The organism is Paenarthrobacter sp. AB444, assembly GCF_028736865.1.
Taxonomy (GTDB): Bacteria; Actinomycetota; Actinomycetes; order Actinomycetales; family Micrococcaceae; genus Arthrobacter; species Arthrobacter nicotinovorans_B.
The window spans coordinates 318,492-331,973 of the sequence record NZ_JAQZBY010000001.1; the positions used below are offsets into that span (position 1 = coordinate 318,492).

The 13,482-nt window shown below is 64.9% G+C and carries 11 protein-coding genes and 1 tRNA gene; 4 read left to right on the forward strand and 8 right to left on the reverse strand.

The window, feature by feature from the left end:
• Positions 1 to 27: 27 nt before the first annotated feature.
• From PQ627_RS01455 to PQ627_RS01470, 4 genes are all read right to left on the reverse strand, one after another.
• Positions 28 to 1,059 (reverse strand): aldo/keto reductase, encoded by a 1,032-nt coding sequence (locus PQ627_RS01455; protein WP_274258044.1) that lies wholly within the window; start codon positions 1,057 to 1,059, stop codon positions 28 to 30.
• 134 nt (positions 1,060 to 1,193) lie between these two features.
• Positions 1,194 to 2,990, reverse strand: coding sequence for a selenocysteine-specific translation elongation factor (gene selB / locus PQ627_RS01460; RefSeq protein ID WP_274258045.1), 1,797 nt, complete (start codon positions 2,988 to 2,990; stop codon positions 1,194 to 1,196).
• Positions 2,991 to 2,993: 3 nt separating this feature from the next.
• Entirely contained in the window at positions 2,994 to 4,325 is a 1,332-nt protein-coding gene (gene selA / locus PQ627_RS01465) for an L-seryl-tRNA(Sec) selenium transferase (protein ID WP_274258046.1), read from the reverse strand.
• A gap of 38 nt (positions 4,326 to 4,363) precedes the next feature.
• Positions 4,364 to 4,458: transfer RNA gene (locus PQ627_RS01470), tRNA-Sec, on the reverse strand.
• A 44-nt stretch (positions 4,459 to 4,502) separates the two neighbouring features.
• On the opposite strand from PQ627_RS01470, the gene selD reads away from it, so the two are divergent.
• A complete protein-coding gene (gene selD / locus PQ627_RS01475; RefSeq protein ID WP_274258047.1) occupies positions 4,503 to 5,528 on the forward strand; it encodes a selenide, water dikinase SelD in 1,026 nt (341 codons plus the stop codon).
• Between the two features lie 10 nt (positions 5,529 to 5,538).
• On the opposite strand, the gene nrfD is transcribed toward selD, so the two are convergent.
• From nrfD to fdh, 3 genes are read right to left on the reverse strand one after another with little or no spacing between them, the layout of a single operon-like run.
• Entirely contained in the window at positions 5,539 to 6,630 is a 1,092-nt protein-coding gene (nrfD, locus tag PQ627_RS01480) for an NrfD/PsrC family molybdoenzyme membrane anchor subunit (RefSeq protein WP_274258048.1), read from the reverse strand.
• Positions 6,627 to 7,637 carry a 4Fe-4S dicluster domain-containing protein gene (locus tag PQ627_RS01485; protein ID WP_274258049.1) on the reverse strand — a complete coding sequence of 337 codons (1,011 nt, stop codon included), beginning with the start codon at positions 7,635 to 7,637 and terminating at the stop codon, positions 6,627 to 6,629. Before PQ627_RS01485 ends, nrfD begins: the two co-directional genes overlap by 4 nt.
• The gene (fdh, locus tag PQ627_RS01490; RefSeq protein ID WP_274258050.1) at positions 7,638 to 10,958 is read right to left on the reverse strand and encodes a formate dehydrogenase; all 3,321 of its coding nucleotides are present in this window, start codon (positions 10,956 to 10,958) and stop codon (positions 7,638 to 7,640) included.
• A gap of 223 nt (positions 10,959 to 11,181) precedes the next feature.
• On the opposite strand from fdh, the gene PQ627_RS01495 reads away from it, so the two are divergent.
• The 3 genes from PQ627_RS01495 to PQ627_RS01505 all read left to right on the forward strand — a co-directional run bounded on the left by PQ627_RS01495 (position 11,182) and on the right by PQ627_RS01505 (position 13,154).
• Positions 11,182 to 11,595, forward strand: coding sequence for a rhodanese-like domain-containing protein (locus PQ627_RS01495; protein ID WP_274258051.1), 414 nt, complete (start codon positions 11,182 to 11,184; stop codon positions 11,593 to 11,595).
• A 139-nt stretch (positions 11,596 to 11,734) separates the two neighbouring features.
• Positions 11,735 to 12,859 carry a glycerophosphodiester phosphodiesterase gene (locus PQ627_RS01500; RefSeq protein ID WP_274258052.1) on the forward strand — a complete coding sequence of 375 codons (1,125 nt, stop codon included), beginning with the start codon at positions 11,735 to 11,737 and terminating at the stop codon, positions 12,857 to 12,859.
• 121 nt (positions 12,860 to 12,980) lie between these two features.
• Positions 12,981 to 13,154 carry a CsbD family protein gene (locus PQ627_RS01505; RefSeq protein ID WP_144658635.1) on the forward strand — a complete coding sequence of 58 codons (174 nt, stop codon included), beginning with the start codon at positions 12,981 to 12,983 and terminating at the stop codon, positions 13,152 to 13,154.
• Positions 13,155 to 13,229: 75 nt separating this feature from the next.
• Here the strand turns inward: PQ627_RS01505 and PQ627_RS01510 are convergent, their stop codons facing one another.
• Positions 13,230 to 13,442 (reverse strand): hypothetical protein, encoded by a 213-nt coding sequence (locus PQ627_RS01510; RefSeq protein ID WP_274258053.1) that lies wholly within the window; start codon positions 13,440 to 13,442, stop codon positions 13,230 to 13,232.
• Between the last annotated feature and the right edge of the window lie 40 nt (positions 13,443 to 13,482).

Here is a 13,482-nt window from a genome sequence, read left to right on the forward strand (position 1 = left end):
GGCGCCGTCTGCATTCGGCTTGTGAGACTACCTGCCGCCCTCGATCTTGCGGCTGCGTTGCTGGATTGCCATGGGCCCGTAGGGATATACCCCTGCACGTGGCTGGCTCACCTGGGTGAGGAGATCGGTTTCCCCAGGGGTGAGTTCAAGCTCTGCAGCAGCAAGGTTGTCTGCCAGTTGCTCCACACTGCGGGCACCAAGGATCACGGATGTTACCGCCGGCCTGTCCGCCAGCCATGCCAGCGCTACCTGCGAGGCACTCGCGCCATGGTCAGCCGCAATCTTTTCCACTGATTCGATGATGTCCCACGTACGGGGGTCGTCATTACGGGCTTGCCATGCTTCCATACCCCGGGTTGGATTCTCACCGAGCCGGGTTGCGCCAACGGGCGGTTCGTCCCGCTTGTACTTGCCGGAGAGCCAGCCGCCGCCCAGGGGCGACCACGGCAGCAGACCCACGCCCGCATCCAGGGACGCCGGGACGACCTCCCACTCGATCTCACGCACCAGCAGGCTGTACTGCGGCTGCAGGGTGACGGGCGCACTCCAACCATGGGCTTTGGCCAAGTGAACCGCCTTGGTCACCTGCCATCCCAGGAAGTTCGAGAATCCGTAGTAGGCGATCTTGCCGCTGGTGACTGAGTCGTGGAGGAATCGGAGTGTCTCCTCCAGTGGCGTGATGGGGTCCCAGGCATGCATTTGGTAGAGATCAATCTGCTCCACTCCGAGGCGGCGGAGGGAATCGTCCAGGGCTTTGGTCAAGTGGCGGCGGGAGGTGCCTACATCGTTGGGAGCCTGGCCCATCGGGAAGCGCCCCTTGGTGGCCAGTACAACCTTGTCCCTTTGATCCGGCCGGTCCGAGAGCCAGCGTCCGATGATTTCCTCCGATACGCCGGCACTGTATACATCCGCTGTGTCGATGAAGTTGCCGCCTGCGGCAACATAGTCATCAAGGATCGCGCGGGACGTCTCCTCGGTGGCTTCAGCCCCGAACGTCATGGTTCCGAGCGCATAGTTCGATACGACGGCGCCGCTGTTGCCCAGTGTGCGGTATTGCATAGCTCTCCTCAGTTCTCTCATCGAGGTGGTCCTGTTGGAGTTGACGATACGCACATCGCGGGGCATGGTCAGCAGGTTTTCCTGCCCCTGTTCTTCCTAGGACGCGGAGTCCTACCCATTCCGAAGTCCGGAGGTCAGCGCACGACTGTCCGGTGGCCGGCATCCAAGCGGTTGGTCCAGCCACGGGAATCGAGATATTCCAGCAACGGAACCGCAACCCGGCGTGTTGTGTTGAGTGCCTGTCGTGCTTGGCTCGTGGTGAATGGCTGGTCAAGGCTGTCGAGGGTTCGCATTGCAAGGGCCGGCGCGGTTGGCAGCAGCACCACCCCGTCGCGCAGCCGCAGTACGCGACCCGCGCGTTCGGCAGCAGCGAGTTCCCGGGCACCGAGCCCCAGTACTGCCAGCTCATCGGCTTCGGGGGCCCGGAATGCCTCAGTTTTCAGCCTCCCCTCCAACGTGGCAATGGACGGCTCGATGGGGCCAAGATTGCCGTGGCTGCCCGGCAGCAGAACATGGCCGCCATCCTGTTCCAAGGCGGCCCCTCGGATGACGTGCGGAAGGAGCTTTCTGTCGGGCAGCTTGAGCAGGTCCTGTGCAGCGCCCATGGAAAGACCGGGGGCCAAGGGATCGCGTTCCTGCAGATCCTGGACTGCAGTGTGCAAGCGATGCTGCCATGCCTCGAGGACCGGCACGTGTACCCACCAATCCTCGATGACACTAACGCCGGCCGGAGCGTCCGGGCCGGGCCCTGCCAGGAGTCCAAGCTTGAGCAACTGACCTACGTGGACCGCGCCGCGGGCTGAAACCTCGCCGAGTACGTCGCCGCCGGGATCCATGCCCGTAAGCCGTTTCGCCCAGCGGCCGCCATCGCCGCGTCGCCGCAGGGCAGGCGGATCGGCGTCGAGGACAAGCGCACCGCCCAGCACCGAGCGGCTTCCCGGGTCCCGCAGCACCAACCGGTCTCCGGGAACCAGGGGCAGGCTTCTGTCGAGGACGAGGCGGGCGTGGTCAACACCGAACGGACGTAAGCGTGCGGGCACCGACGCAGTGCCGACATGCGCCGTGAGCTGCTCCGGCACTTCCGTATAGGCCACTCCCGTGGTCCGCCTGATGCCGAGAACTGCGGTGGTGGGCCACGCGCCGGGAGTAACCAGGGCGTCTCCACGCCGGACATCCGCTGCGGCGACGTCGCGAAGGTTTAATGCCACCCGGCTGACCGGCTCTACCGCGGCACAGGCCGTATCACGGCTCTGGAGGCCGCGTACGGTGACGGGCCGGGAAGTATCATGACCGAGCAACTCCAGCCGCTCCCCTTGGGTGAGCGTGCCTGCAGCCAGCGTTCCGGTCACCACTGTTCCTGAACCGGTAATGGTGAAGGAGCGGTCCACCCACAAGCGAACGCGCCCGGTCAGCGTGGGGGCAGGGACGCGCGCGAGGACATCGCCCAAGGCCGAACGCAACTCATCCAGCCCAGTCCCGTCGACGGCGGAGACGGTTACTGCGGGCGCGTCTTTCAGACCGGTCCCAGCCAGCTCGGTCCGGGTCCGCGCGAGCACCTCAGCGGTCCTCGGGCCCGATGCCCTGTCCGCACGGCTGAGGACTACAACCCCGTACTCGATGCCGAGGGCAGCCACCGCGTCCCGGTGGTCGCTTGATTGCGCCTGCCATCCTTCGTCGGCGGCAACGACGAAGCAGACCACCGGCGCCGGTCCGATGCCGGCAAGCATGTTCCCCAGGAATCGTTCGTGTCCGGGCACGTCCACAAACGCCACATCCTGGCCGGACGGCAACGTGGTCCATGCATAGCCCAGGTCAATGGTCAGCCCGCGGCGGCGTTCCTCTTCCCAGCGGTCCGGCTCCATGCCGGTGAGGGCACGGACCAGGGTGCTCTTGCCGGAATCGACGTGCCCGGCGGTGGCAACGACGTGCACTGCTCAGTCCGACCCGGCTGGAACGTGTCCAGCCCGGAGCGTGAGCGCCTGCTGCACTGCCGCAAGAATCCGGTGGTCATCCGCAGCAGGAACGCAGCGAAGGTCAATGAGGCACGAGCCGTCGTGGACACGCGGCAAGACAGCGGGATGTCCGTTGCGCAAATGAACTGCCAGATCCTCAGGAAGCTGCAGTGCCCACCCCGGCAGGGGAACACCGGGCGCACCCCCTCCGCCAACCCGGCCGTCGTGTGCCACGACGGGTACACCGAGCGCTTCTGCCAGCTCGTCCGTGCGGCGACGCAACTGCCCGACGTCGGCATGAAGCGCCTGCACGACCGGTGGCGGTCCGCCCGCAAGAGTCGCCTCAAGGGCAGCGAGCGCAAGTTTGTCCGCGCGCACGGCACGGGCTAGGGGGTGGCGGGCCAGGCGTTCGATGATCTCCTTGCGCCCGAGCAGCAAACCGGCTTGGGGACCGCCCAGCAGTTTGTCACCGCTGGCGATAACGACGTCGGCCCCTCCCGCCAGGGCTGAGGCAACATCGGGTTCATCGGGCAGGTGGGGGTCGGGGGCCAAGAGCCCGCTGCCGAGGTCCGCAACGAGCGGTACAGAGTTTGCCGCGGTCACAGGACTCAGCTCCTCGAGCGCCACCGCCGACGTGAAGCCCTCAACCCGGAAATTGCTCGGGTGGACCTTGAGGACGCAACCAGTGTCCGGGCCAAGGGCGTTCTCGTAGTCGCGCAAGTGGGTCCTGTTGGTGGTGCCCACCTCGCGAAGCCTGGCACCTGTGGACTCGATCAGGTCGGACAGACGGAAACCGGCACCGATCTCAACAAACTCCCCACGGCTGACCACCACCTCCCGGCCGGAGGCCAGGGCTGTGGTGGCAAGGACCAGCGCCGCCGCTCCGTTATTGACCACCAAGGCCTCCTCAGCGGCGGGGCAGGCACGGAGCAACGCGGCCCTGGCCCCCGCTCCGCGGCGGGACCGGCCGCCACTGGCCAGGTCGAGCTCCACGTCCACGTAACCGCTGGCGGCAACCACAGCGCCGACGGCGTCAGCCGAAAGAGGGGCGCGGCCGAGGTTCGTATGGACGATGACGCCGGTGGCGTTGAGGACAGGTCGAAGGCTCGTCGACTGGTGCTCAGCGACGGCGGCCTGCAGCGAAGGCACCACGTGGTCGGGAGGGAGCTCGCCTCGCCGGGCCTGGTCCTGGATGTCCCGGACGAGAGCGCGGATCAGGTGCTCGCTCATTCGTGTGCGCGCTTCCAGGACTGCCGGCAGCGCCAGGAGGTCGTCAGTGCGGGGAATCAGCCGGCGGGGATCGACCTTGTCCACAGCCCCTCCTCGTCTCACGGCTTCTGCACGCCGGTGCTTGGCGGTGGCGGACGGGAATCGAACCCGCCAGGCCGAGATGCTCGGCCTCACCGGTTTTGAAGACCGGGGGGCCCACCAGGACCCGGACGCCACCGCGCCTCAATATAGCAGGTTGCTTTTGGGGGTTACCCTGAACTGATGAATGAGACCCAGGCAACAATCACCGAATCCGATGGTGCCCCCGAGCCCGCGATCCGTCTGACCGACTACGCGCACGGCGGAGGCTGCGCCTGCAAGATCCCGCCTGGAGAACTCGAAGATGCGGTGCGCGGGCTGATCGGCCAGCCGGATGCGAAGGTCCTGGTCGGCCTGGACAATGGCGACGACGCGGCAGCGGTCCTCGTGCGCAACGATCTGGCGGTCCTGTCCACTGCTGATTTCTTCACCCCGGTGGTCAACGACGCCTTCGACTGGGGCCGGATTGCAGCTGCGAACGCCCTATCGGACATCTATGCCATGGGTGGGCAGCCCGTCGCGGCCATCAACTTGGTCGGCTGGCCCCGGGGCGTTCTGCCGATGGAATTGATGACCGAAGTACTCCGCGGGGGCCTGAGTGTCGCGTCCCAAGCGGGGTGTCCCGTGCTGGGCGGGCATTCCATCGACGATCCCGAGCCCAAGTACGGTATGGCGGTGACCGGCGTCGGACATCCGGACAGACTGCTCCGCAACGACGCCGCGCAGCCCGGGTTGCCCATCACCCTGACCAAGCCACTCGGCGTCGGACTCCTCAACAACCGCCACAAGAAGACCGGTGAGGTTTTCGCTGAAGCGGTAGAGACGATGGCAGCCCTGAACCGCGAAGCGTCCGAAGCGGCGGTGGCCGCGGGTCTTCGGGCCGCCACCGATGTGACAGGTTTCGGTTTGCTCGGCCATCTGCACAAGATGCTCCGCGCCTCCGGCGTTGGCGCGGTGATCGATTTGAAAGCGGTGCCACTCCTCGATGGTGCCCTGGAAGCACTGCGGGACGGCTTTGTATCCGGCGGCACGCGACGCAACCTCGAATGGGTTCAGCCGCATGTGGTGTCGGCGCCCGGCATCACCGAGGACGATCTGCTGCTTCTGGCGGACGCACAGACTTCAGGTGGCCTGTTGGTGATCGGAGAGCTGCCGGGGTACCCGGTGATCGGCCACACCACCGCTGGCCAAGGAATCGAGGTCCGCTAGGGCGGCGGTTTCAGCTGCCGGTAGTGATGGCGTCGTTGGTCAATCCGGCAGCACGCCGGGCAGCCAAGCGGTTCTTTTGCGGTTCGATCGTGTAGCGCGGATCCCGTGCCGAGGCCAGGCCCGCCTCGAACACCCCGAACCGTGTAAGGGCCGAGGCGGCCAGCAACGCGAGCCCCGAAGCCGCTGCTACCGCGCGGTTGCGCCCGGCCAGCAATGCGCCGAGCCCGCCGCCGACCGCCAGCCGCTCGCTCCAGGTGAGCATTGTCCCGGCTTTGCCCAAGTGCAGTGGCTCGGCCGCTACCGGGTCCATCCGGCGTTCCATCACCTTCATGGCTGCCACATCACCCAGAACGCCCAATACGGCGAGCTTCCGGGCAGGACCTGCCTCCTCTACTGGTGTGGTGACCATGGCAAGTCCGGCCGAGGCAAGGCAGGCCGAACTCACGAAGACAAACGGCAATTCCTCGTGCGCAGCGTTCCACGTTGGTGTGGCGGTGTCACCCAGCAGGACGGCCGTGTACGCCGCCAGCGGACCTGCAAAGGCTGCCGCCTCAAACCCGGCTGGTCCCTCGAGGGCCCGCAGGACCTTCCGTAACGGACCCAAAGGCAGCGTGGACCCGGTCAATCTGTCAATCTCCGCTGCCGCCGTGATGGCCGTACCCGCGCTGAACGCACTGAGGATCCAGGAACCAACGCTCATCGGCGAAGTCACTTTGAAGGTCCGCAGCATGTTCAAGAAGCGCTCGGGCCTGCCCAGGTCCTTCACCAGCGCCCCGGCACCGACACTGATTGCAGCCAGAGCACCCAGCCGGGCATTCCGGCGCAGCATCGGGCGTCCAGTCAGTTGCCCACCAAGGCCAAGCAGCGCAGAACCCCCGGCGACGCCGCCAAGGAACAGGTAGAGTGCAACGTCCTCACCCCAAGGGGCTGGCTTGACCACCGGACGCCCATAGTAGGAGGTGAACTCCGCCTCAGGAACCATGGGCATTTCCCGTGAGCCGTCCCCATTGTCCCGACGGCGGCGCGTGCCTGGTTTGGCGTCCTGACGCCGTCGGCGGGCAGGCTCTGCCGGCCGCACATTGTCGAATTCCGAGAGCGTCATGCGCGTCCTCCCAGGAAGGCCACCACAGCCGCCGCCGCCATACCCGCTACGGCCAAGCCGGCCTTGCGGTACATCTTCGGCAGATCAGCCGTGGGCACCCGGGGGTCCGGCGGAAGTCCATAGACTTCAGGTTCGTCCAGTAACAGGAAGACCGATCCTGTCCCGCCAACGCCGTCGTTTTCGTTGGCGCCGTACAGCCTGGCTTCCGTCAGGCCTTTGGAATGCAGCTCGGCCACTCGCTCCTTGGCCGTCTCCACCATGTGGTCGTGGTCGCCGAACTTTATGGAGGTCGTCGGGCATGCCTTGGCACAGGCGGGCGTCTCGTCGTCGACCAGCCGGTCGTAGCACAGGGTGCATTTCTGGGCGACGCCTGCATTGGGTACCGTGGGCTGTCCGGCGTGCTGGTCGTCCCTGTTGGTTGCCACTTTGACCGTGCCGTTGCTTCGGCGTTCGATGACTCCGAACGGGCACCCCGCCACGCAGGTTCCACAGCCGTTGCAGACATCGTCCTGCACCACCACAGTCCCGAATTCAGTGCGGAACAGGGCTCCGGTGGGGCAGACATCAAGGCAACCGGCGTGCGTGCAGTGCTTGCATACATCGGAAGACATCAGCCATCGGAAATCTGCAGTGTCCGGCGGGGTGGTGTCCGCCTCGGTGAGATCAGAGTCGGCTCCCGCTGCCGGCGTCGGAGGCCCGATGCGGGGCATCCCCAGGTTGACCAGCGCGCGGCCTGATTTCCGCGCTTCGACGATGCGATCCTGTCCCTGCTCGATGAAGGCGACATGCCGCCAGGTGTTGGCGCCAAGTGATCCGGTGTTGTCATAGGACGATCCGAGCAGTTCGAGGTTTCCGTCCTGCGGATTGTGGTTCCACTCCTTGCAGGCGACTTCGCAAGCCTTGCAGCCGATGCAGATGGAAGTGTCGGTGAAGAACCCCTTGCGGGGATGGTTGTGCTCCCAGTGGGCATCGGTGGTGGGGTCTGTCGGTCCGGACAACTGGCCCATCTAGTCCTCCAACGTCGTTTCGGTAGCAGGGTCAATGCCTTCAGCCTCCGGGTCGGTGACGGCGGCGTTGCCGGTCGCGATGGTCACTCCGGCACGCTGCCGGTACTCGGCAACCAAGGCAAGAAGGTCCTCTCCGCGCGGCCGACGGCCCGGACGGATGTCGCAGGAGGCAACCTTCGATTCCTGGATCTGAACGTTCGGATCAAGGGTTACGCCCAGGAGGTCGTTGGCCGCATCACCGCTTACAACGGCGTTGCTGCCGACGCCCCAGTGGTAGGGCAGCCCGATCTGGTGCACCGTGTGGCCGCCGACTTTCAGCGGCGCCATCCGGTCGGTGACAAGCACCTTCGCCTCGATGGCGGAGCGCGGCGAAATGATCGTGGCCCAGCCGTACGGCTCCAGCCCCCGTTCAGCCGCCAATTCAGGTGAGACCTCGCAGAACATTTCCGGTTGGAGTTCGGACAGGTACGGCAACCACCGGCTCATCCCGCCCGCCGTATGGTGCTCGGTGAGGCGGTAGGTGGTGAAAACGTAGGGGTAGACCTCCGCTCCGGATGTTCCCGCGCTCGGGGCACTGGGGTTATCGGCGCGGGGGAATACCAGCCGCGCGGGGTTTTGCTGCTGCGGGTAGAGCGCATTGGCCACCGGCGATTCCTGGGCCTCGTAGTGGGTGGGCAACGGCCCATCCAACAGTCCTTTGGGCGCAAACAGCCAGCCCTTGCCGTCGGCCTGCATGATGAAGGGATCGTCACCGCCCAGGGCTTCGGGACCCCCCACGGAGGGATCAGGATGGCTGCCCGGGGCACGGTCGAGCGGGAAGTCGGGAACATCGTCGCCGATCCATTTGCCCTGGTCCTGATCCCACCAGATGTATCTCTTGCGCTCGCTCCACGGTTTACCAGCGGGGTCCGCCGACGCGCGGTTGTAAAGGATCCTGCGGTTCGCCGGCCATGCCCAACCCCATTCCGAAGCGGCCGGCCCCTGTTCCTGGCCCGGTTTCCGGTTGGCGGCATGGTTGACGCCGTCAGCGTACACACCGGTGTAGATCCAGCAACCTGCGGCCGTGGAACCGTCGGCACGAAGTTCGGTGTAGGCGGAGAGGGGTTCTCCGGCGTCGGGCCCGACGAGATGACGGCCGTTGATCTCAGCCAGTACTGCCTCCGCGTCAGGGTCGCCGTGTTCGTCCGTGGGATAGTCCCAGGTCAGGTCGAGCAGCGGCCGGTCCCGTTCGTCGTCGGAACCGGCAAGCTTCTCCCGGATCCGTTGGCCGAGCTCGAAGAAGAACTGAAGCTCGCTTTGGCACTCCCCTGGCGGCGCCACAGCCTGGTGCCGCCACTGAAGCAGCCGCTGGGTCTGTGTGAAGGACCCTGCCTTCTCCACATGTGTTGCTGCCGGCAGGAAGAACACTTCTGTTTCAATGTCCTCGGTCCGCAGCTCCCCGGATTCGATCTCGGGGCTGTCCTTCCACCAGGTCGCCGACTCAATGAGGTTCAGATCGCGAACCACCATCCACTTCAAATGCGCCATGGCCAAGCGCTGCATGCGCCCGTGGGCCGAGCCCACTGCCGGATTCTGTCCGAGCACGAAGTAGCCTTCCACTTCGTCCTCGAGCATGCCCATGACAGTCTCGTAGGTTCCATGTGCTCCGGTCAGCCGGGGCAGGTAGTCGTACGCCCAGTCGTTGTCCGCGCTCGCGGTCTCTCCCCACCAGGCCTTGAGCAGGCTGATGGTGTACGCGTCGGCGTTGGCCCAGTAGCCCTTCTGCTGCTTCGATCCGATGGTTGCCAAATATTCAGCGAGGGTGTCGTGGCGGCCTGCACTGGGCATTGGCAGGTAACCGGGAAGCAGGTTGAACAGGGTGGGAATGTCCGTGGAGCCCTGGATGCTGGCATGCCCGCGCAGGGCCATGATTCCACCGCCCGGGCGCCCCATGTTTCCCAGCAGCAGTTGCAGGATGGCGGCGGCACGAATGAACTGCGCGCCCAGCGAGTGCTGTGTCCAACCGACGGCGTAGGCGAAGCAGGTGGTCCGGTCGCGTCCCGAGTTTTCCGTGATGGTACGGGCCAAATACTCAAAGTCCGCCACGCTGATGCCGCACACGTCCTGCACCATGTCAGCTGTGTACCGGGCATAGTGCCGCTTCACGATCTGGAAGACGGTCCGAGGATCCTGCAAAGTGTCATCGCGCTCAACCTCCGCATGCTCCAGGGGCGGACCACCACTGCCATACGCGTGGCCCGCGGCCCGGTCGGTCGCATCGGCACCGTGTTCGGAGCCGCCGCCCGGTTCGTCAATGGTTCCATCGCCCCGTTCGGAATATGCCCATGAGGACATGTCGTACGCGCCCCTCTCCGGATCGAAGCCGGAGAACAGCCCACCGAGGTCCTCGGCGTCCCGGTAATCGTGGTGCACCAATGTGGCGGCGTTGGTGTAGGCGCTGACGTACTCCTTGAACCAGAGGTCGTTGGAGAGGACGTAGTTGATCAGGGCACCGAGAAGTACCACATCGGAACCGGCCCGGATGGGGATGTGCTTGTCCGAGACGGCCGAAGTCCGCGTAAACCGTGGATCAACGTGGATGACCTTGGCTCCACGGGCCTTGGCCTCGGCAACCCACTGATAGCCGACAGGATGGCACTCGGCCATATTGGAACCCTGGATAACGATGCAGTCCGCGTTGGCCATGTCCTGCAGCGATTGTGTAGCACCGCCGCGTCCAAAGGAGGCTCCCAAACTGGGAACCGTGGCGGAGTGTCATATGCGGGCTTGGTTCTCTACCTGCACCGCCCCTGCAGCTGTGAACAGCTTCTTGATGAGGTAGTTTTCCTCGTTGTCCAAGGTGGCACCGCCCAAAGAGGCTATGCCCATGGTCCGGCGCAGCAGCCGGCCTTGGTCGTCGTGCTGTTGCCATGTCCGGCGGCGCGTCTCGATGAACCTGTCCGCGATCATCTCGACGGCGGTGCCGAGGTCCAGGTGCTCCCATTCGGTGGACTTCGGCGCACGGTAGAGCACTTTGGTCTGGCGGCCGGGAGAGTTAACCAGCTGTTCGCTGGCTGAGCCTTTGGGACACAAGCGGCCGCGGGAGATCGGCGAATCCGGATCGCCCTCAATCTGGATGACTTTCTCGTCCTTGACGTAAACCCGCTGTCCACACCCAACGGCGCAGTACGGACAGACGCTTTGCACCACACGGTCGGCAGTAGCTGTTCGCGGGGTCGTTGCCTTGGTCTTGGCCGACGTCACCGCCGGCCCGCGGCCCAAGAGGTCGCCCGTACTCAGTTGACGGACGACCGGCCATTGAAGAAAACTTCGCGGCGCCATTTGTGGAGCATAACCCAAATTACGTCGGCAGCAACAGGACCACCGGCACGTGTCGTCCCCGGCGGTGACGGATGGACGACGGCGGGTGCGCGGCCGCCGTCGTCGGCTTCCTCTATGGTGACGGGCGCCTGGGCGCCGTTCCCGGGAAGTACCACCGCTGGCCGCATTTCTTTCGTTTAATGGTGGAAGGACCGACGAATTGGCAGCCATAGGGAGGACCATCATGACGCAGCGGGACAGCACCGACGGCGGCCCTGGGTTCCTGACGATCGACCAGCTGCTGGCTGAGAGCCGCGTCGGGCTGCAGCGTGTTCAACCGGCGGACCTGGAGCGGGAGATGGAAGGCGGCGCCCTGATTGTCGACACTCGGCCAGTGGAGCAACGGGAGCGCGACGGCGAGCTTCCTGGGGCGGTCGTCATTGACCGGAACGTTCTCGAATGGCGGCTCGATCCCTCCAGCCCCCACCGCATCCCAACCGCCGGCGACGCATCCCGGCGGATCGTGATTGTCTGCAACGAGGGCTACAGTTCCAGCCTTGCCGCGCACACTTTGCAACGGCTGGGGCTGCCCCGTGCGACGGACCTCGTTGGCGGTTTCCAGGCCTGGGCGGCACTGAAGCGTACTGAATCCGACTAGCATACGACCGACTTCGGATAGAGCCGCCTGCTCGTCACTTCGTGTTCACAAAGCCACCCCCGGGCGTTAATTACCAGTCAGTAACACTTGGAGGGCGCTTCACAGCGCCCCCCTTCACAGACGAAAGACTGGATCCCCCATGCCGCATTTCCAGGCAAAACACAGAATTATCCGACATGGCGACGCATACGCAAAGCTGCTGACCGCGGCTGCCATCACCGCAGGCCTCGCTTTGGGAACACCCCTCCCGGCCCAGGCTGCGGACACCAACCCCAACGGCACCGACAATCATTTCGACGTGCAGGCACACCGTGGCGGCATCGGACTGACCGTCGAGTCCACGTTGGCTTCCTTCGCCAAGGGCATCGAGACAGGGGTCAGCACCCTGGAGATGGACCTGCAGATCACCAAGGACGGCCGCGAGGTCATCACGCATGACCGGAAGATCAGCGGCCAAAAGTGCAAGGACACCGCACCCGTTGCCCCGGGCGACCCTTCCTACCCCTACGTCGGCAAGTACATCAAGGACCTCACCTTCGCCCAGGTCCGAAGCCTGGACTGCGGGTCCCAAACGCTGCCTCAGTTCTCGGGACAGCAAGCTTCTCCCGGCGCCAAGATGCCAACCCTGGCAGAGGTCTTCGACCTGGCCAGCCGCTACCGGGCCAGCCAGGTCAAGTTCAATATTGAGACGAAGGTAGAGGCCGGTGCCCCGGAACAGACGGCCCCGCGTGAACAGTTCGTCGATGTGGCCCTGCGCGAAATCAACGCTGCACACATGGCTGAACGGGTTTCCATCGAAAGCTTCGACTGGGGTTCGCTGCGCCTGGTGAAGGAACGCCAACCAGGCATCCGCACTGTGGCCCTGACGAACAAGGACTTCCTCCAGGCCGGACAGCCGGGCAAGTCGCCTTGGCTGGGCGGCATCGACGCTGACGACTTTGGCGGGGACCTGGTGGACGCTGCCGCTTCCCTGGGCTTTGACGCCGTCTCGCCTGTCCACGGCACACCGCAGAACGGCACCGTCACGGATCCCGGCTATCTCCCCTACGTGACAGCCGACATGGTGAATCGTGCCCACGCCAAGGGCATGCAAGTCATCCCGTGGACCGTCGATGACAAGCCGACCATGCGCAAGCTCATGGACGACGGCGTCGACGGCATCATCACCGATTACCCGGACATGCTGCGGGAAGTCGTGGCGGAGCGGGGCCTGAAGCTGCCGAAGCAGTACACCCTGGAACCGGGCAATTCAGCTGCCAAGTAGTACATCAGAGCCGGTTGGGTGCCCTTGACACCTGCCTCCAAGACTTGCCAACCGGATACTAAGCATGCTTAGTATGAAGGCAGGCCGAATGCGAACGGCTGCCAACCAGAGGAGGAACACCATGGGACTGGGCGACAAGATTGAGAACGCTGCCGAAAAGGCCGGCGGCAAGGGCAAGGAAGCTGCCGGCAACGCCACTGGCGACGAGAGCCTGAAGGCTGAAGGCCAGGCAGATCAAGCCAAGGGCGATGTGAAGCAGGCCGGCGAAAAGGTCAAGGACGCTTTCAAGCACTGACCGAGGTTTGCGGGAAAGGCGCGCTCAGCGAACGGGGCGCGCCTTTTTCGTGCCCTCGTGAAAGCCCCGGCCGGATCAGTTGAAGGTGAAGAAGCTCCGTTCCTGGAGGTCGATCATGGCGGTCCGGAGCTCCGGGTTGTCCTGCCACGACGGCAATGCCCTGATGATGCTGGAACTGATGAAGTCGATCATCTCATTGATGGTAAAAAGTCCTACGCCTTGAGGGGACCAGCGCAGCTCGTTCGAGATCGGCGCTGCCGCGGCCAGTTCCTCTGTCCATCCAACCATGTGGAGGAGCCCACCCCATCCTGTTGCCAAGGACGGACTC

Excerpts from the sequence above, each read along its gene's own strand:
- PQ627_RS01500 (WP_274258052.1), top strand. The coding sequence starts at position 11,735 with ATGCCGCATTTCCAGGCAAAACACAGAATTATCCGACATGGCGACGCA.
- selD (WP_274258047.1), top strand. The coding sequence starts at position 4,503 with ATGAATGAGACCCAGGCAACAATCACCGAATCCGATGGTGCCCCCGAG.
- PQ627_RS01485 (WP_274258049.1), bottom strand. The coding sequence starts at position 7,637 with ATGGGCCAGTTGTCCGGACCGACAGACCCCACCACCGATGCCCACTGG.
- nrfD (WP_274258048.1), bottom strand. The coding sequence starts at position 6,630 with ATGACGCTCTCGGAATTCGACAATGTGCGGCCGGCAGAGCCTGCCCGC.
- PQ627_RS01505 (WP_144658635.1), top strand. The coding sequence starts at position 12,981 with ATGGGACTGGGCGACAAGATTGAGAACGCTGCCGAAAAGGCCGGCGGC.
- PQ627_RS01510 (WP_274258053.1), bottom strand. The coding sequence starts at position 13,442 with ATGGTTGGATGGACAGAGGAACTGGCCGCGGCAGCGCCGATCTCGAAC.
- PQ627_RS01455 (WP_274258044.1), bottom strand. The coding sequence starts at position 1,059 with ATGCAATACCGCACACTGGGCAACAGCGGCGCCGTCGTATCGAACTAT.
- PQ627_RS01495 (WP_274258051.1), top strand. The coding sequence starts at position 11,182 with ATGACGCAGCGGGACAGCACCGACGGCGGCCCTGGGTTCCTGACGATC.